Origin of the sequence: Bradyrhizobium sp. HKCCYLS20291 (assembly GCF_051167715.1) — a bacterium.
Taxonomy (GTDB): Bacteria; Pseudomonadota; Alphaproteobacteria; order Rhizobiales; family Xanthobacteraceae; genus Bradyrhizobium.
On the sequence record NZ_JBNPTO010000006.1, the window covers coordinates 360,874 to 376,348 of the forward strand.

18 protein-coding genes are annotated in these 15,475 nt (G+C 63.1%); 14 read left to right on the forward strand and 4 right to left on the reverse strand.

From position 1 onward, the window contains the following. Position 1: 1 nt before the first annotated feature. Both ACQR07_RS16710 and ACQR07_RS16715 read right to left on the reverse strand, forming a co-directional pair. Positions 2-1,453: an SMODS domain-containing nucleotidyltransferase gene (locus tag ACQR07_RS16710; protein ID WP_434903314.1), complete on the reverse strand. Its 1,452-nt coding sequence runs from the start codon at positions 1,451-1,453 to the stop codon at positions 2-4. After that, positions 1,450-2,988 carry a DUF2235 domain-containing protein gene (locus tag ACQR07_RS16715; protein ID WP_434903315.1) on the reverse strand — a complete coding sequence of 513 codons (1,539 nt, stop codon included), beginning with the start codon at positions 2,986-2,988 and terminating at the stop codon, positions 1,450-1,452. The genes ACQR07_RS16710 and ACQR07_RS16715 overlap by 4 nt, the downstream gene beginning before the upstream one ends. 130 nt (positions 2,989-3,118) lie before the next feature. Between ACQR07_RS16715 and ACQR07_RS16720 the strand changes: the two genes are divergently transcribed. The 3 genes from ACQR07_RS16720 to ACQR07_RS16730 are packed head-to-tail and all read left to right on the forward strand — an operon-like array spanning position 3,119 to position 4,970. Further along, a complete protein-coding gene (locus ACQR07_RS16720; RefSeq protein ID WP_434903316.1) occupies positions 3,119-3,781 on the forward strand; it encodes a sigma-70 family RNA polymerase sigma factor in 663 nt (220 codons plus the stop codon). Then, positions 3,778-4,209 (forward strand): hypothetical protein, encoded by a 432-nt coding sequence (locus ACQR07_RS16725; protein WP_434903317.1) that lies wholly within the window; start codon positions 3,778-3,780, stop codon positions 4,207-4,209. Before ACQR07_RS16720 ends, ACQR07_RS16725 begins: the two co-directional genes overlap by 4 nt. After that, a complete protein-coding gene (locus ACQR07_RS16730) occupies positions 4,206-4,970 on the forward strand; it encodes an ImmA/IrrE family metallo-endopeptidase (protein WP_434903318.1) in 765 nt (254 codons plus the stop codon). The genes ACQR07_RS16725 and ACQR07_RS16730 overlap by 4 nt, the downstream gene beginning before the upstream one ends. A gap of 135 nt (positions 4,971-5,105) precedes the next feature. Here ACQR07_RS16730 and ACQR07_RS16735 read toward each other — a convergent pair whose 3' ends face one another. Both ACQR07_RS16735 and ACQR07_RS16740 read right to left on the reverse strand, forming a co-directional pair. Further along, positions 5,106-5,378 (reverse strand): hypothetical protein, encoded by a 273-nt coding sequence (locus ACQR07_RS16735; RefSeq protein ID WP_434903319.1) that lies wholly within the window; start codon positions 5,376-5,378, stop codon positions 5,106-5,108. A gap of 171 nt (positions 5,379-5,549) precedes the next feature. Further along, entirely contained in the window at positions 5,550-5,807 is a 258-nt protein-coding gene (locus ACQR07_RS16740; protein WP_434903396.1) for a helix-turn-helix domain-containing protein, read from the reverse strand. A 174-nt stretch (positions 5,808-5,981) separates the two neighbouring features. Here ACQR07_RS16740 and ACQR07_RS16745 point away from each other — a divergent pair, with 174 nt between their 5' ends. The 11 genes from ACQR07_RS16745 (at position 5,982) to ACQR07_RS16795 (ending at position 15,436) form a co-directional block, all read left to right on the forward strand. Next, entirely contained in the window at positions 5,982-6,260 is a 279-nt protein-coding gene (locus ACQR07_RS16745) for a DNA -binding domain-containing protein (protein ID WP_434871236.1), read from the forward strand. Between the two features lie 167 nt (positions 6,261-6,427). Next, entirely contained in the window at positions 6,428-6,616 is a 189-nt protein-coding gene (locus ACQR07_RS16750; RefSeq protein WP_434903320.1) for a transcriptional regulator domain-containing protein, read from the forward strand. 58 nt (positions 6,617-6,674) lie between these two features. Beyond that, positions 6,675-7,196, forward strand: a complete 522-nt coding sequence (locus ACQR07_RS16755; protein WP_434903321.1) for a DUF2285 domain-containing protein — start codon at positions 6,675-6,677, stop codon at positions 7,194-7,196. 138 nt (positions 7,197-7,334) lie between these two features. Continuing rightward, positions 7,335-7,637, forward strand: a complete 303-nt coding sequence (locus ACQR07_RS16760) for a helix-turn-helix transcriptional regulator (protein ID WP_434903322.1) — start codon at positions 7,335-7,337, stop codon at positions 7,635-7,637. A 2-nt stretch (positions 7,638-7,639) separates the two neighbouring features. Further along, positions 7,640-8,521, forward strand: a complete 882-nt coding sequence (locus ACQR07_RS16765) for a replication initiator protein A (RefSeq protein ID WP_434903323.1) — start codon at positions 7,640-7,642, stop codon at positions 8,519-8,521. 292 nt (positions 8,522-8,813) lie between these two features. Continuing rightward, positions 8,814-9,278 (forward strand): DUF2840 domain-containing protein, encoded by a 465-nt coding sequence (locus ACQR07_RS16770; protein WP_434903324.1) that lies wholly within the window; start codon positions 8,814-8,816, stop codon positions 9,276-9,278. Then, positions 9,275-9,790, forward strand: coding sequence for a S26 family signal peptidase (locus tag ACQR07_RS16775; RefSeq protein WP_434903325.1), 516 nt, complete (start codon positions 9,275-9,277; stop codon positions 9,788-9,790). The genes ACQR07_RS16770 and ACQR07_RS16775 overlap by 4 nt, the downstream gene beginning before the upstream one ends. Positions 9,791-10,571: 781 nt before the next feature. Beyond that, positions 10,572-12,332, forward strand: a complete 1,761-nt coding sequence (locus ACQR07_RS16780; protein WP_434903326.1) for a relaxase/mobilization nuclease domain-containing protein — start codon at positions 10,572-10,574, stop codon at positions 12,330-12,332. Between the two features lie 18 nt (positions 12,333-12,350). Next, complete coding sequence (locus ACQR07_RS16785) at positions 12,351-14,336, forward strand: conjugal transfer protein TraG (RefSeq protein WP_434903327.1); 1,986 nt, start codon at positions 12,351-12,353, stop codon at positions 14,334-14,336. A gap of 9 nt (positions 14,337-14,345) precedes the next feature. Further along, entirely contained in the window at positions 14,346-14,774 is a 429-nt protein-coding gene (locus ACQR07_RS16790) for a CopG family transcriptional regulator (protein ID WP_434903328.1), read from the forward strand. Positions 14,775-14,902: 128 nt separating this feature from the next. Next, a complete protein-coding gene (locus tag ACQR07_RS16795) occupies positions 14,903-15,436 on the forward strand; it encodes a hypothetical protein (protein ID WP_434903329.1) in 534 nt (177 codons plus the stop codon). Positions 15,437-15,475 lie beyond the last annotated feature (39 nt).

Genomic DNA, 15,475 nt, shown 5'->3' on the forward strand with positions numbered 1-15,475 from the left:
TTCATTCGATGACGACGTAGAACGGCTTGCTCACACCGACCAGTACGTCGTCGCTTCGACGTACGACGAAGGCCTCCGCCATGTGGATGCCCCTGTAAGCCAACTCCTCCCATCGGCCGTCCGCCGTGTTCGATACCTCGAATCCACCACGGCCCGCCTTGGCCGACATCGCCACCGCGCCGGTGTTCGTGATCCGCCATTCGACGCAGTATTCGGGCGGTACCGGCGTGCCGTCGACGAGGGATGCGCGGAAGTACAGTCCACCCTCGGCCCGCAACGCTTGTCCGGCGGCCACCATCCTGGCGGACTGAGATCTGCTTGTGGGGCGCCACTCCGCGGAGACGGCGATGTCGACCGGCTGCGGGATGCTGCGCCACCTCGGCGTCTGCATGTGCGGCGGCCGGGCGAAGCTCGGCGGCAGGATCGATATTCCGTAGTCTCTCACCATATCGACGATTCCGTTCAGATGGGCAGCCGTCGAGTCGAGGAAGCGGCTGACGAGAGACAGCTCCGTACTCTCGGAGATGCTGTCCGCCGCGGCCTTCACGACATCCCCCTTGGCGAATTCCGTCCCGAACACCTTCTGCCACGCCTTGATGCTCTCCTGCCGGCCCTCGGTCGCGTGCGCCTCGTCGATCCACTTGCGGTAACGGGAGATCACCGTCCTAAAGTTCGAATACTGATCGTCGGTGCCGAACAGAGGAGAGAAATCCTCGGTCGAAAGCTTCGGGTTCGTCACTGGCGGCTTGGTAGGATGCATCTGTAGCCAGTTGTCGAGACGCCCCATCACGGTCTTGAGCGTCGTGGGCACGTCGGCGAAGGCATCGGAGCCCTTGTCGAGCCACTGGATCTGGTTGCCGAGCAGCGTCGTCAGGAGCACGGAAGGACAGGTGAACGTCTCCTTGATGTCGCGCAGATACTTCACAAGCCTGGTGACCTTGCGGAAGGAATTGTTACCCGAGTAGGCGTTTCTTTCCTTCATCCACGCCGTGTAGTCGACCGGCGCCGTCTGCTCGAAGCCGCCCTTCCTGTTGCAGACCTCCATGCTACCGTCCCAGCGCCTGCCCACGACGCAGGGCGCGAGGTCGATTTTGCGGTCTCCGGCGTAGGTGATCGTAACGCAGTAGTCCCAGGTCTTGACCTTGTCCTCATAGGTCTTGCTCGCGGCGAATACGCGGCCGAGACTCTCCACGTATTCGGCGGCCAACCACCCTTCGACCGGGTCGACCATAACGAGAAGATCGGCGTCGAATTCGCCGTTGTCGACGGGCCTGATGATCGTCTGATGCGCCCACGAACCTTGCTCTTCGAAGGTGCGTACCTTCGGCTTCCAGTCGGAATCGTGGACGAAGGACTTGAGCGCCGGGATGCTGGCTTCGAGGAGATCGATCCTGGTCTTGTTGAGGTTGACCGTATCCCTCAGGAATTCGTCAAATAGCGAGACCAGCTTCATGTCGCTTCCGCCTTGGTCGGATAGTACCGCTTGAAGTCGTCGTGTCCGGCCAGCGCGTCCGGTCGATAGGGAGCCGATCCTGCTGAGCACTGCACGACCGACGGAAGCTCGAACCGCCGGCCGACCGTCGGATGGACCTTGGAAGCGTTGCCGATGTCGCGGATCTTGACCTCCCAGTTCTGACAGCTGAGCAGATGGCGCAGCCACCTCCAGTTCGGCAATGCGTCGGCCATGGCGTCGATGGTGTCGCGCATGCCGGCGATCTCGCAGTGCTGAATGCCTCCGGCGTCCGGGCGGATATTCAGCGCTTGGCCGACGTCACCGGACCCTTCCATCTTGATGCCGTCGACGTAGATGGGGCCGGTGATCAGGCCGTCGGGAACCGAGATCGCTTCCCGGCACATCCACTCCAGCGCGACATCGGACAGGCGGGACTCGGGCTCCGGATAAGAGCCGCCGACGTCGGAATGATTGCCGGCGAAAAACCACTGGCGCAGCCTTTCGTGCCCGGGGAAGACCGGGGCGCCCTCGTTGCCGCCGCCCCAGCCGACGCGGTCGAAGTCCTTCCGCCGCTCGTCGATCGCGTTGGCGGAGCGCGCGAACGCGACATGGCGGCTGAGGAGCCGGTCGAAGTTGGCTCCCTTCCACTCTGCCTTGTGCGAGCGGGATTCTCCGGGGGTGGGGTAGTCGACGATCGTCTTGGTCGTGGACTTGTTCTGCCAGTACCAGAACGCGCCGAGCGCGCCGGCAACGATAACGATCTGTGCAAGGAAGCCGGAGAGCATGAAGCCGGCGCCTAGCCACGAACATAGCAGCGCGATGCCGACGGCCGGCAGGAATCCGCCGACGAACGCCGCGGCGGCCACGCCAGCGGCCAGCCCCGCCTGGATGACGAAGTAGCGCAGGCCGCTCGCGCCGAGGGCCGCCACGGTGTCGAAGACTCCAATGAAGTAAGGCGCGACGTTGGACTGGCTGCCGTCTCCGGAGCCGTATTTGACCTGGAAGCGCCGCGCCAGTTCGAGGCGCTCGGCTTCGTACTGCTCGCGCGGATGGCCGGCGCCGTGCTCGAGCACGGTGTCGACCGCCTCCTTGGCGATGTCCTTGACCTGCTTGCGGTAGCGCATCAACGGTCCGTCCGGGCCCTTGGTCGGCACACCGCAGAGCATAAGGAGGTTGGCCAGGCTGCGAACCGTGTAGGCGCCACGGCTGAAGCCGAACAGCATGATTCGGTCGCCCGGTTCGTAGTGGTTCACGATGAATTCGTAGCAGTCGGCGATGTTGCGCTTGATGCCGGCGCCGGTGACCGATCCCAGCAGCTTCTGGACGAAACGGACCGGCGCCGTCAGCGCCGTGGTGCCGATGTCGGTGCCGAGGCCGGCGTCATAGAACACGACCTGCCGGGACGGATCGATGCCAGTCTCCGCGTGATCGCGCGAGATGCGGTACATCTTGTAGATGTTGCTGATCCGCTGCTCCGGACGGGCACCACCGTCCTGGCCGGTGCCGTCGGAGAAGACGACGATGTTCTTGGGCATTGCCATACACTCCGGTGAGCGCACGGTCTTGGTTCCGCGACGCTTTCTGGCAGGATTGACCGTCCGGCCGACCTCGTTTCGGCGCCGTCACGCTGGTATGCCGCCGGGGTCAGCCGTTTCGGACTCTCCGGTGAAAATTTTCGTCCGACTGTCCGAAAAGGCGTTCCAGGCCGGCATACAGGGGCAGCAGCCGCTAAAATCTATGAGCGACACGGAAGCCGTGAGCGGTACCCGACCGCAGGATCCAGAGCATCTCGCTCCCGAGGAGGTGCTGAAGGCGCTTGAGGTTTTTTCCGCCGAGGACAAGTTGCGTCTCAAGCTGATCGAGCGACGGCGCCGCTCCGGCACCGATTTCGGTGACGGCGAACTCTACCACGACGCCCTCTGCCTCACCCTGATCGGCAGGCGGAAGTGCCCGATCGTCATCCCCTTGATCGCCTTCCTCGCGAAGACGATGCAGAACCTCGCCTACCACCGTCGTGCGAAGCTGAAGCGCGAGCGGAAGAACTCGAAATCGAACGCGGAGGACATCCAGGATCTGCAGGTCCTCACCGACCAGCACAATCCAGAACTGTCGCTCATCGAACAGGAAGATACCGACATAGTAACCGCGATCTACGGATGCCTCGACGGAGACGAGGAAGCGCAGTTCGTCATCATGGCGCTCGCGGACGGAAAACGCGGAAAGGAATTGAGGGATGAGATCGGCATCGATCAGGCGGCGTACGACTACGCCATGCGACGGATCAAAAAGGCCGTGAAGAAGAGATTCCCGGAAGGGCTTCCGTCATGACCAGGAAGAATCGCGGACGCAACGAACTGCAGCGCATCTCCGACGCCTTCGACGAGGACATTCTGAACGCCTCGCCAGGGCAACTGCGGGAGCTCTTGGCCGAAGAAGGCCTAGACGAGACCAAGGTCGTCGCGGAAATGGACGCCATACTTGAGCAGGCGAAGCGTTCCTGCGGAAAGGCCAAGCTCGATCAGGCCAAGGCTGCGATAGCCACCCGCGGGTCGGAGCCCTCGAACGTTTCCGCGATCGATAGGGAGCGTGTCCGAGGCAAGCTCGGAGCCATGCGTTCCGGCGCCGGCGAAAACATGGAAGGCATGATGATGGCGGCTCGCCAAGGAAAGAAGCTCTCGGCGCGCGACGAAGAGGGCGCCCTGGACGACCTCGCCCAACTGGAAGCGCTGGAAAACGAAGGCGACCCGGAGGAATGACAGCTATCACTCCCGCGGAGCGCATCCTGATCGATCTCGGCATATCGGAGCCGAAGGATATCGATCTGGACGCCATCGCGTGGACCAGGGGCGCCGCGGTGAACTACCGTCCGATGGACGGATGCGAGGCGAGGATCATCGGCACGAAGCGCAAGGCCGTGATATCGGTGAACAGCCTCAGCATGCCTGAACGGAGGCGATTTTCGCTCGCCCACGAACTTGGGCACTGGCACCACCACCGCGGCCGCATCCTCTTCTGCGGGAAGGACGAAGTCTGCAATTTCCGCGACGACGCCCTCAACCCCGAACGCCAAGCCGACGACTTCGCCTCCGATCTCATCCTCCCGGATTTCATGGTCGGTCCGCGCGTCCGAAAGATGAAGCGGCCCACGTTGTCGGCCGTCCGCGAACTCGCCGACGAGTTTCGCGTCAGCAACACGGCCACTGCGGTCAAGATTGCATGCATGAACCGGTTTCCCATGATCGTCGTCTGTCACGGCAAGACGCGTCGACGTTGGTTCAGGCGCTCGAAGATGGTCCACAACTGGTGGTTTCCGTCCGATGCGCTCGACCGAGAGAGCTATGCCGGACACATGCTGTTCGACGGCGAGGCCGAGCAGAACTTTCCCAGGAAAACTCCCGCGGAAGCCTGGTTCAACTTCAAAGGTTGCGACCGTTCGGAGGTCGAGGAGCAGTCCATCCTGCTGCCGAACGACGAGATCCTGACGATCCTCAAGTTACCCGATGAAGCAGTCGCTTAGACCACGTCTGGGTCACCACACAGCATCGGCACTGCCGCAGAAGCAGGCTGACCGCCCCGACTTGGTTTGAGTCGGCAGACGGCATCCCGCGTCCCACATCGCATATTTCCAGGATGTGAAGGCTCTGTGCTCGCGTCATTCTGTGAAATCGCGCGGCGACCTGTTGGACGAGAAAACGCTCCAGGCCGCTTGGAAAGCATCACGCGCCTGTTGATAGCTCACGGCCCGACCGACCTTGTGCTCACCCGGATGACTGCCCGGGTAGAAGCCGCAGAACCACTGCCAAGCGGTCGAACCGGGAGGACCTTCCGTGCGCTTGGCAATCGTGCCGGCCTGCACATCACCGAAGTAGATGTGCCAAGTCTCGTTCGGCGACTCCTTATCCCGGCGGCGGGTGAGAGTGCTCATGGCTCATTGATTCCAGCCCATAGGCTGAAAGGGGAGCCGCTACGTCTTGGGGCGAGAGGCCTGACCGACCCCATCTGTGGGCCCCGCATAGGCGTCGGGGAACGCCTGGGCCGTGAAGCCACGGGACTGCAGGGGAAAACGTCAACGCCAAATTTTGAGCACGCTTTGGCATTACCGGTTTCGCATACGTCGCCCCGTCTTGTTGAGATCCACTGTCGGCGGCGTCGGCTTCAAAAGGTCTGCTGGCTCGACGCCGAGGCCAGCCGCGAGAGCGGCGAGCACGTCGATCGAAACGGCATTGCGGCTTCTCTCAACCAGGCTGATATAGGTCCGATCGATATCGGCGCGGTGGGCGAGTTCTTCCTGCGAAATGCCTTTGGTTCGGCGCAAGCGCTTCAAGTTGGCGGCCAAGACGTCTCGGATGTTCATCTCCAAGACAGCACAGGCTTGTCGAGTATTTCACCACGGAGTATTTTCTACAAATCGACACCAAGCAATTGATTGCATTGACTAATGGTGCCGGTCCCCATCGGATGTAGAGCTGCTCCTTCTGCTGTCGGCCAAGAACGAAAAGTTGTGTTTGCCTTTGTAGGTTTCTGACCGATGTCCTTTCCCCCGCTTGATCCTGATGTCGCCGATACGGCTCCGAGCGATCCTGTTCTGACCCGGTATGACGAGGAGCACCTCGTCACTTATCTCCGCCTTCTCGATGCCGAGAAGGCCGGCGCTGACTGGGAAGAGGTCGCGCAGATCGTTCTGCACATTGATCCGGTCCGCGAACCCGAACGCGCGCGCCGCGCATTCGACAGTCATCTGGCGCGTGCAAAGTGGCTGTCGGAGGAAGGCTACAAGGGCTTCCTACGTAGTCCCCCAGAGACCTGAAGTTGTGCAACCAGGACGGAACTCGATCGCCTCAAGCAATCGTGTAGTTAGTTCAGGCGGTAGCCCGCATCACTTTACCTGCGCGAGTCAAGAATCTCTTCAACAATCTTAAATGGCGCCATCATTGGTCTGTTGCGTTGCAGTCCTAACCTGATGAGGACAGCACGATGTCGGAATTCGATTGGCGCGCACCCAAGGCCTACGCGAACCTTCATCGCGCGGACCGTCCAGGCTTTGCTTGGGAGAGCGTTCGCCGATCTTCGAACTATTGTACGCAGTTCTCAGCGATAGCTCATCCTGATCGCAGTGCGCCCGCCAACTTCCGGAAGCATTGGGGGTTGATATTTCGCAGCTGATCCCGAGCTGCCTTTCGATGCCCAGCCTGTGTTCTGGGCGCCTGAAGAGTTGTCGACTGTGTTGGCGCTTGTCGAGATCGGCACGCGTGTGCCTGTCGTTGCGCCGATCGTAAAGCTGCCTTCGTTCGCGCAGGATCAACTACGCCGAGCGACAGACGGCTGGCATGTCGTCGCTCGAATCGGCACGGGCCAGCACCGCGTGTGGCTTCGCAGGAAGCCGTTGAGCACTGTCTCCTACGCGGTACTGCTGCCGTATGACCGCGACTTCAAGATGCGCCACGATGCCGCCGACCGTCTCTGGCGTGCACTGCGTGCGCAACCGCTTGGACCTGCCTCCGACGGCTTGTCGGAGCAGCGCCGCACGCGCCTTGTGCTGATCTTGCGCGCGCTCGACGGCTGGCAGCAGGGCAACAGCTATCGAACGATTGCAGAAGTGCTGTTCGGCGCAGCGCGCATTCCTGCACGCGCGTGGAAGACGCACGACGTGCGCAGCCTTACCCGTCGTCTGGTAAAGGACGGCCTGTCCTTGGTCCACGGAGGATATCGGAAACTCCTGCGACCTCCGCGCAAGGACGAATAGCCTTTCCGCATTCGATGAGGGGGCCGGAAACCACCCCCTCGATCTGCGGCATCCCCCTTCGCTGGCCTACGCCTCCATGCTGACCGTCGACGCGCTGCACTACGCGCAAGCGCGCAGGTCTGTCCTGGAGGTTGCCAGATGTCCGATTCCTTGGCCGGTCTTCCGCAGCGCTTTCTTCGCACACCCGAGGCTGCGCGTTATCTCGGCCTGTCCGGCCGCACGCTCGAGAAGCATCGGACCTACGGCACTGGCCCGACCTATCGCAAGATCGGCGGCCGCGTTGTCTATGCGCTCGACGACCTCAAAGCCTGGGTTGATCGCGGCATCAAAACGTCGACCGCCGATCCAGGGCAGGGGACGGTTCTGCCGGCGAAGCGACATCCCGGCCTCGTTCCCTACGCAGGCAAAGAGCGCTGCGTGCAGCGGGCTGTGCGGGCGTGAGCATGCGTCATTTGCGCAAATCCGAGCGTGCGCAGCTCGACCTGTTTCGCGCGCTTCCTGGCGATCTCGCGCCGCGGGATGCGCAGGATCTCATGGCCTATCCGTTCTTTTCGCTGGCCAAAGCCAAGCGCGTGGTGCCGATCGATTTCCGCGCAGGGACCGTCGCGATCCGTGTCGAGGCCGTCCCAGAGCACGGCATGGCGACCATCTGGGATGCGGATGTTCTGATCTGGGCAGCGTCTCAGATCGTCGAAGCCCGTGACGCCGGACTGAAGACGTCGCGCCTGATGGCGGCCACGCCGTATGAGATTCTGACGTTCGTTGGTCGCGGTACGGGCGTGCGCGATTACGATCGTCTGAAAGCCGGTCTCGACCGTCTGCAGTCGACGACCGTGCTGACCTCGATCCGTCAGCCGACGGAGCGGCGGCGGCATCGCTTCTCCTGGATCAACGAGTGGAAGGAGACCGCGGATGCGCATGGCAAGCCGTCCGGACTGCAGCTGATCCTGCCGGATTGGTTCTATTCGGGCGTCATCGACGATGCGCTCGTGCTGACGATCGACCGCGCATATTTCGCACTCACGGGCGGTTTGGAGCGTTGGCTCTATCGTCTCGTGCGCAAGCATGGCGGTCATCAGGATGGCGGCTGGAGCTTCGATCTCGGCTATCTCCATGCCAAGTCCGGCAGCCTCTCACCGCTCAAACATTTTGCCTACGACCTGCGCGAGATCGTCCGCCGCCAGACATTGCCGGGCTACGAACTCGTGCTCAGCCGCGATCCGAACGGGACCGAGCGGCTGAACTTCACGGCCGCCGTGACGGATCCCGTCGCTCGGCGCTTCGCCAGGCATCACTCACCGAGCGCTGCAGGGGACAAGCTGTGAATTGTCTCGTGCTATCGGGGACCGCAAGGCTCGTGCTATCGGGGACCGGATCCTCGTGCTATCGGGGACCAGAATCGGTCTTAAGTCGCTCTCGCGGCTTAGCTTTTCGGCCCCTTAACTTACCTAACTGCAAAATCCTTCGGATTTTGTCTAACGGGCACCGTCAGCGCCGCACCGGTGGACGCCTGCCGCCTCTGCGTGGGCGGTCTTCAGGCATGCTCGAGCAGCCCTCTGTGCGCTCGTGCCGGGCCCTCCAGCGCCTCCCAATCCTGTCCAGCCGAAAGATGATCCGATGAGCGAGCTGACGCGCGTCCAGCTGCTATGGCTGCAGGGCAAGATCGAGAACCGCATCCGTTTCGGCCAAACCGTTCAAGAGCTGCGACTCGATCACTACCGCCGCGTGGTCTCATTCACGCCTGGCAGCGTGTTTGCGTTCGTCCGCTGGTCATCGAATGACTACGGCACGGTACTGTCGCGGATCGATATTCTGCAGGCTGTCCGCGCCGGCGAGGCGTGCGCGACCGTGCCCTTCGTCGGTCCTGGCGCTGCCATCCTGCTGCAAGTGTTCGGCTGGCCGAAGGTCGAACGCGTGCTGCAGCACATCGACGCGATCGAGGCGCTCGGCATCGATCCGGCGGATGTCGCACCGGATCATTGGCGTCACGTTCAGAACCGCTTCACGGCCAATGAACCGCCGCGGCCCTACACGCTGCTGCGGCACCGGGCCTGGCTGTATCGCCGGAGCATCATGCCATGAGCGGGCGCTTCTCCATCGCCGTGACGATGCTCTCCGGCGTTGCGCTTCTACTCGGAACGAGTGTGCTCGATCTGCGGCCGCGCTTGATCTGGAATGCCTCTGAAAGCGTGCCAATCGGGCTCTATGCCGTGCAGCCGGTCAGCGACTGGTACGTCACCGAACTGGTTGTTGTGAGGCCTCAAGAGCGGCTCGCGGCGCTGCTTGCGGCCGGCGGCTACTTGTCGGACGGCGTGCCGATGCTGAAGCGGATCCTTGCCCTTCCCGGCCAAACCGTGTGTCGCCGCGAGCTCGCGATCAGTGTGGATGATGTCGAGGTCGGAGCCGCGCAACAGACCGATCGACGGGGCCATCCGCTGCCGGATTGGCAGGGCTGCCGCATCGTCGGCGACGGGCAGATCTTCCTGATGAACTGGCAATCGGAGGTCTCGCTGGATGGCCGATATTTCGGTTTGACGGCGATGTCGGATGTCGTCGGACGCGCAGTTCCGATTTGGACGAGGGAGCCGCAATAATGCACTCGGTCTGCACTCGGTGTACAAGGCAGCTGCCTGAGCTCGTGGAATTCTGCTGCGGCCCAGGCACCCTTAGCAGCGCTGCTAGCACCAGTGTTAGCACTAGTGCTGACGCCAATGTCGACGTTGAGACAGCCAGATGCCAGCTCACGGTGGACCTGTCTCCGTCGCCACCGGTGCAGTGGAACTGCGTCGCAACGCACGTCGCACCACTAAATGGTCATGGTTCGACTGCGCAACATTGCAGGTTTGGGTGCCGTCTCGGTCGCGAATACACTCCCGAGCAAGCGTCTGCGGTGCGGCCTCGTGCGCTCCGTTCGCCGGGTCGAGCGTTGCGATTTCTGCAAGTATTATGCGGATTCCGGTGCAGTTCCTCCCTCATATGGAAGCCATTCATCCACATCTCCGATGTGCATCGGCCGACGATCCGGAAGGCGTCGGGCCCGACTTCGTACGAACGGATCAGCCCATATCGTGAGCCATTGGCGGTCGCGAGCGTTCTCGACCTGTTTCAAGATCGTCTTTTCTTCTCGGGACTGTCCGAGAGTACGACACAAAGCGCGAACGCACGAACTAATAGGGCCGCGAAGGTCAGGTCAGAGTCAGGCGATTTTCTAGGGCAAGATAAAAGCGGCTCGCCTGTTGAACAGCAAGCCATTGACATGGCTTGCGTTCAACCGTGCCGGTCGGTCGGAGCGCGTGCCGCGCTCGAGGTTTTTGGTAGCACGATCAATGTTGTTTTCGGCACTGTAGTAAGTTTCGCGGCTCAGGGGTGCTTTGCATGAGCACCAGCGAGCGCGAGTTCCGCATCCGCCCTGGGCGCATTCGTCATGGGCGGGGCACTAAGGCCAAGAGCTTCATCAATCGTGTGCTGCGGGCTGCCAATGCCGCCGGTCACGTCGCGCGCTTGCCGACGATCAATGGACGTCATGCGGTGCGGGCTCACTCGACCTTCGGCCGCGGCCGGCTCAGCTTCAGCCGCGAGCGTCTGTTCGTCCCCGTGCGCCGGGTGACAGTCAAGGCGCGGATCGCGAGGCACGCGGGGCGCGCGTTTCGGTCAGCGCCTCTGGCGACCCATCTCGCCTATCTTCAGCGCGATGGCGTCACCCGCAAAGGTGAGCCGGCCCGGATGTTCGATGCGGCTGGCGATCAAGCGGACGAGGCTGGATTCGAGGCGAGGGGCAAGGGTGATCGGCATCATTTCCGCTTCATCGTGTCCCCGGAGGATGCGGCCGACATGGTGGACCTCAGGGCATTCACGCGGGATCTCATGCGGCAGATGGAGGCCGATCTTTCGACGCGGCTGGAATGGATTGCGGTTGATCACTGGAACACGGACAATCCGCACGTCCATGTCCTCGTGCGCGGCGTCGACGAGACCGGCACCGACTTGGTCATCTCCCGTGACTACATCAGCCGCGGCCTGCGTTCGCGCGCTGAAGAGCTGGTGGCGATCGAGCTCGGCCCGAAGCCGGAACACGAGATCCGCAACTCACTCGAGCGAGAGATCACGGCTGATCGCTGGACGCGGCTCGATCGCGAGATCCGGATGGCAGCGGACGAGGTTGGCGCCATCGATCTTCGGCAGGAAGCGGCGGGCCTTCCTGACCCAGAGGTGGCCCGGCTCATGCGCGGGCGCCTGCAATATCTCGAACGCTTGGGGCTGGCGAGCGCGGCCGGCCCCAACGAGTGGATGATCGAACTCGGTGCGGAGCGGAAGCTTCGCGAGCTCGGCTTGCGGGGAGACGTCATCAAGACGATGCACCAGGCCTTCGCGGCGCGCGGGGAAGAGCGCTCGGTGGCCGACTACGCGATCGAAGGATCGGCTGCTGGGTCGCCGATTGTCGGCCGGCTGGTCGACCGCGGGCTGCACGACGAACTGACCGGCGAGGCCTACGCCGTGATCGATGGCGTCGACGGCCGGGCACATCATGTCCGGTTCCGTGGTGCCGAGGCCTTTGCCCAGGCGCCGCCGGTTGGCGGCATCGTCGAGGTCAGGCGCTTCGGCGGGGCGGACGACGCAAGGCCAACCCTGCTGCTTGCGACACGGTCGGATCTTGGTCTGGCCGAACAGATCACCGCGGAGGGCGCGACCTGGCTCGATCATCGGTTGGTCGAACGGGAGCCGATGCCGCTGGCGCTTGGCGGGTTCGGTGCCGAAACGCGGGATGCTCTTCGCGCGCGGGCCGAGCATCTCGCGGATCAGGGACTGGCGCGGCGGCAAGGCCAGCGGATCATCGTGCAGAGGGATCTCTTGAAGACCTTGCGACAGCGAGAGCTCGACTCGATCGGTGCCCGGTTGTCGGCGCAGTTCAATCTGCCGCTTCAGTCAGTGTCGCCGGGTGCAGCAGTCGCCGGGACCTATCGCCAGCGGCTGGCGCTCGCGTCCGGCCGGTTCGCCATGATCGACAACGGGCTTGGCTTCTACCTGGTCCCTTGGTCGCGCGAGCTCGACAGCCGGCTCGGCAAGACCGTCACAGGCCTCGCCAAGGCCGGCGGCATCGAATGGCAGCTCGGTCGCAAGCGCGACCTCGGCCTCTGATCAGATCAGGAGAGCATCATGCCAGCGACCCGAATCCTCTGGGGCCAAATTCTTGCGGTGTCACTGATCGTGTTGATTGCGGTCTGGGGCGCGACGGAATGGACAGCCTGGCGGCTGGCGTTTCAGGCGCGATTGGGACCGCCCTGGTTCTGGCTTGCAGGATGGCCGGTCTATTGGCCGCCGGCGTTCTTCTGGTGGTGGTTCGTCTACGATGCCTATGCGCCCGGCGTGTTCACAGAGGGCGCGGCCATCGCAGCGCTCGGCAGCCTCTTGGCCGTTGCTGCCGCGATCGGCATGTCGCTCTGGCGGGCCCGGGAAGCGCGGATCGTTGCGACTTATGGATCCGCGCGCTGGGCCGAGCCAGGTGAGGTGGAGAAAGCCGGGCTGCTCGGTGAGGATGGCGTGGTGCTCGGGCGACTAGGGCAGTGCTATCTCCGTCATGACGGACCGGAGCACGTGCTATGCTTTGCGCCGACGCGGTCGGGCAAGGGCGTAGGCCTTGTCGTGCCCTCGCTGCTGACCTGGTCGGGATCGGCGATCGTTCACGACATCAAGGGCGAGAACTGGCAGCTCACAGCCGGCTTCAGGGCGCGGCATGGCCGGGTCCTGCTGTTCGACCCGACCAACCCGAAGGCATCGGCCTATAATCCGCTGCTCGAGGTTAGGCGTGGGGCCTTCGAGGTCCGCGACGTCCAGAATGTCGCCGACGTCCTGGTCGATCCCGAAGGCTCGCTCGACAAGCGCAACCATTGGGAAAAGACCAGTCATTCGCTGCTGGTCGGCGCCATCCTGCACGTCCTCTATGCCGAGGCCGACAAGACCTTGGCTGGCGTTGCAGCCTTCCTGTCCGATCCGAAGCGGCCGATCGAGACGACGCTGATGGCCATGATGGCGACGCCGCATCTCGGCGAGCCTGGTCCGCATCCCGTCATCGCATCGACCGCGCGCGAGCTTCTGAACAAATCCGAGAATGAACGGTCAGGGGTCTTGTCCACCGCTATGTCGTTCCTGGGCCTCTACCGTGATCCCGTTGTGGCCGAGGTCACCGGCCGGTGCGACTGGCGCATCGCGGATCTGATTGCGGGTGACGAGCCGGCGACGCTGTATCTGGTCGTGCCGCCCTCGGACATCTCGCGGACCAAGCCGCTCATCCGGCTCGTGCTGAACCAGATCGGCCGAAGGCTGACCGAGGATCTGCAGGCACGGGAGCGGCGCCATCGCGTGCTGATGATGCTGGACGAGTTTCCGGCGCTCGGGCGGCTCGACTTTTTTGAGTCCGCGCTCGCCTTCATGGCCGGCTACGGCATCAAGAGCTTCCTGATCGCGCAATCGCTCAATCAGATCGAGAAAGCCTACGGGCCGAACAACGCAATCCTAGACAACTGCCATGTCCGGGTGAGCTTCGCCACCAACGATGAGCGGACTGCCAAACGCGTGTCGGATGCGCTCGGCACTGCCACAGAGATGCGTGCGATGAAGAACTATGCCGGCCATCGTCTCGCACCTTGGCTTGGACATCTCATGGTCTCCCGCCAGGAAACGCCGCGGGCGCTGCTCACGCCGGGCGAGGTGATGCAGCTGCCGCCGGCGGACGAGATTGTGATGGTCGCCGGCGCACCGCCGATCCGGGCGAAGAAGGTCCGCTACTTCGAGGACCAGAGGCTGGTCACGCGTGTTCTCCCGCCGCCAGACATCGCAAAGCCCGTGCTGACGGAAGGAGCGGATGCATGGTCGGCGCTGGCGCCGATATCGCCAGCGCTGTCCACATCCGAAGATCCATCGTCCGCCCACGATGATCAAGCCAATGGCGGCTTGCGCCGGGAGCCCGAGCTGCCTGAGCACGTCGCGATCGCAAGTGAGGCCACCGTCGTCGATCCGGTAGACGAGTTCTCGGTGGTGCTCGACGACGATCAGGCGCTACTTCCGAATGGTGGCCGCGATCCGACCATGACGCGCGTAGCGCGGCAGGCTGCGCTTGATCCCGGCGACGACATGGGCCTGTGAGGACGGTCGATGCGTGATCGCATGAATGTCTATTTTCCGCCCGAGCTCTTGAAGCAGATCACGGAGCTCGCCGATCGCAAGAAGCTGTCGCGCTCGGCAATCGTGGAGGCTGCCGTTCTGTCGTTCCTGTCGCCCGATGGGGCTGACCGGCGCGAGGCTGCCTTTACGCGCAGGCTAGATCGACTGTCGCGCCAGATGCAGCGGCTGGAGCGGGACGTTGGAATTCTCGCGGAGACGTTGGCGCTGTTCGTCCGCTTCTGGCTGACCGTCACGCCGCCGCTTCCAAACGAGGCTCAGTCGGCGGCGCAGATCAAGGGACGCGAACGGTTCGAGGGTTTCGTCGAGGCACTCGGCCGGCGCCTCCAGAAGGGGCAGAGCTTTTTACGCGAGATCCCGGAGGATTTTGTGAGGAAGGCGCCGGAGGAGCCCAGCAGCTGACGAGGGCGGGCAGAACCGCATCGACGCTTACGCCACGGCTTCTTTTTCTGCGCCGTACCGCGATGGCCGGCTCGCCGTGGATGCCATCCAGCGCAGGGCCGCTTATCGACGGACCAAACGGGGTCCGAATGATGAAGAAAAAGATCACGCTGCAGCTGTCGGATGAGATCCTCGGTCGCCTGAAGGGGGCGACTGAGCAGCGATGTGTCAACCGCGCCGTCCTGATTGAGAAGGCCTTGGAGCGGTTCCTCGCCGAGCCAGCGGACCCTCTGCCGCAGCAGGATCGCCTTGCTGGCTTGGAACGGCAACTTGAGAGCATCACGTGCGATCTCAGGGCGCTCAATGACACGGTCGCGCTCCATGCTCGCTATCACCTGGCCTTGACGTCTCTCGGTCGAGACAACGGTCCTGATGCATCGGCCAACAAAGCGAGCTCGGCCGCGCGCGTTGATGACGTCGAAGAGCAGACCCGGGAGCAGGCGAGGGGCGTCGGATTTTTAGATCAGCAGCAGAAGGCCGAGGAGTTGCCGTTCGGAGCTCCAACCCGTCGTACACGTCCGGTTCTGACTGCTGCTCCGACCACAGAAGTGTCGTGGGGAATGCCGGCCGCCGAGGAGGGCGGCGAGGATCCCTTTCGCCTCGCGTCGCACGAGATGCGCTAAGCGTTCCAGCGTAATCGATCCTGATCGTCCCGTGCCGGA

Coding starts and splice junctions, on each gene's coding strand:
- ACQR07_RS16785 (WP_434903327.1), top strand. CDS start 12,351: ATGCCAGCGACCCGAATCCTCTGGGGCCAAATTCTTGCGGTGTCACTG.
- ACQR07_RS16795 (WP_434903329.1), top strand. CDS start 14,903: ATGATGAAGAAAAAGATCACGCTGCAGCTGTCGGATGAGATCCTCGGT.
- ACQR07_RS16740 (WP_434903396.1), bottom strand. CDS start 5,807: ATGAACATCCGAGACGTCTTGGCCGCCAACTTGAAGCGCTTGCGCCGA.
- ACQR07_RS16745 (WP_434871236.1), top strand. CDS start 5,982: ATGTCCTTTCCCCCGCTTGATCCTGATGTCGCCGATACGGCTCCGAGC.
- ACQR07_RS16780 (WP_434903326.1), top strand. CDS start 10,572: ATGAGCACCAGCGAGCGCGAGTTCCGCATCCGCCCTGGGCGCATTCGT.
- ACQR07_RS16725 (WP_434903317.1), top strand. CDS start 3,778: ATGACCAGGAAGAATCGCGGACGCAACGAACTGCAGCGCATCTCCGAC.
- ACQR07_RS16730 (WP_434903318.1), top strand. CDS start 4,206: ATGACAGCTATCACTCCCGCGGAGCGCATCCTGATCGATCTCGGCATA.
- ACQR07_RS16770 (WP_434903324.1), top strand. CDS start 8,814: ATGAGCGAGCTGACGCGCGTCCAGCTGCTATGGCTGCAGGGCAAGATC.
- ACQR07_RS16790 (WP_434903328.1), top strand. CDS start 14,346: ATGCGTGATCGCATGAATGTCTATTTTCCGCCCGAGCTCTTGAAGCAG.
- ACQR07_RS16710 (WP_434903314.1), bottom strand. CDS start 1,453: ATGAAGCTGGTCTCGCTATTTGACGAATTCCTGAGGGATACGGTCAAC.
- ACQR07_RS16775 (WP_434903325.1), top strand. CDS start 9,275: ATGAGCGGGCGCTTCTCCATCGCCGTGACGATGCTCTCCGGCGTTGCG.
- ACQR07_RS16750 (WP_434903320.1), top strand. CDS start 6,428: ATGTCGGAATTCGATTGGCGCGCACCCAAGGCCTACGCGAACCTTCAT.
- ACQR07_RS16765 (WP_434903323.1), top strand. CDS start 7,640: ATGCGTCATTTGCGCAAATCCGAGCGTGCGCAGCTCGACCTGTTTCGC.
- ACQR07_RS16715 (WP_434903315.1), bottom strand. CDS start 2,988: ATGCCCAAGAACATCGTCGTCTTCTCCGACGGCACCGGCCAGGACGGT.
- ACQR07_RS16735 (WP_434903319.1), bottom strand. CDS start 5,378: ATGAGCACTCTCACCCGCCGCCGGGATAAGGAGTCGCCGAACGAGACT.
- ACQR07_RS16760 (WP_434903322.1), top strand. CDS start 7,335: ATGTCCGATTCCTTGGCCGGTCTTCCGCAGCGCTTTCTTCGCACACCC.